Annotated in this window: 1 protein-coding gene; it reads left to right on the forward strand. The window is 40.5% G+C overall.

Features of this window, described 5'->3' with window-relative positions; all coding sequences use genetic code 11:
• Positions 1 to 323: 323 nt before the first annotated feature.
• Positions 324 to 1,422: terminase (locus tag OZD66_RS04470; protein ID WP_275022341.1), on the forward strand; the 1,099-nt coding region annotated here is incomplete at its 3' end.

The following is a 1,422-nucleotide window of genomic DNA, read 5'->3' on the forward strand; positions in this document are numbered from 1 at the left end:
TCAAAAAATGCCAATACTCGACAGAGATAGTAAAAGACTAGCTAACTCGGGGATTCTTTGTCTTTTTTTCTGCTTAGTAAATTTCTTAAATATTTGCAGCGTAAGTCAGTTGCAATTAAAAGCGGCTGAATCTCGCTTGTCAAGCGTTTAAAACATAAAAAACGCCAATATTTTAAAGCGGATAATAACCACGGGGCTTCTTTTGCCTTTTTTTTTATTTGGTAAATTTCTTAACATTTGTAATTGCAATTTAAGAGACCACAAAGGGTCAGTGCTCCTTTTTCTGTCATCCCAGCGTCACGCGTTGGTTTCAACATTATATCATGAACTTTCTAAAATTCATTGAGTTATGCTTTCAAACGGTAGTGCCGGGGTGTGAGTATAACGATTATCAGTATATAAAAGTCATAGCAGACAGGCTGGAAGCAGCGAGTGCTGGTGAAGTGAAACGAATAATATTCAATATGCCTCCGCGCTCGATGAAGTCCATGTGCATAAGCGTTGCGTGGCCCGCATGGATACTGGGAAACCAACCAACTGCGAGAATAATAGTTGCAAGTTATTCTCAGCGGCTCAGCGAAAAGCACTCGCTCGACACCAGGTGCGTGATGCAGTCTAGTTGGTATAGAGCGCTATTTCCAGAGATAGAACTATCCAAAGACCAGAATACCAAATATAAATTTCAAACAGTGCAGAGAGGATACAGAATCGCAACATCAGTTGGTGGAACACTAACTGGTGAAGGTGGTGATTTTATCATTGTGGACGATCCGCTCAGTTCTGCTCAAGCTTTGAGTGAAACGCTTAGAAAGCGTGCCACAAACTGGTTTGATCAGACTTTAGTAACCAGGCTGAACGATAGAAAAAAAGGAGTCATCGTTCTTGTAATGCACAGGCTACACCAGGAGGACTTAACTGGACACCTTCTCTCCAAGCCAAAAAACATATGGCATCATATTTGTTTGCCAATGATTTCTGAAAATAAGCAGGTTATTTATTCAATCAAAAAGCCAATACCTCCCGTTCCTATCATCCGAGTAGCTCAGCACTGTGCGACCAGGCGATTATATAATAAACCAGCGTCACCTGTAAGGATATTATATTCAAGAGAAGAAGGTCAGTTGTTATATCCCCTCGATGGAGGAAAAGAAGAAGTTGAGATAATAAAAGCTGAACTTGGGAGTTACGCTTTTGCTGCTCAATATCAACAAAACCCTCTGCCGCTTTCAAGTGGTATAATTAAACCAGAGTGGTTGAAACGCTATAAAAAATTTCCTGATAATCTCTCGCATATAACACAAAGTTGGGATACTGCGGTTTCAACAAGTATAACATTTCTCATAATAGTCCGAACAGGTCATAGGAAGGCAGAATCAACAGCACGACGAAAGGATTCGAATAGAGGAATGTTTTTCCTGGCTC

Origin of the sequence: Wolbachia endosymbiont of Drosophila baimaii (genome assembly GCF_028982185.1) — a bacterium.
In the GTDB taxonomy this organism is placed as follows: Bacteria; Pseudomonadota; Alphaproteobacteria; order Rickettsiales; family Anaplasmataceae; genus Wolbachia; species Wolbachia pipientis.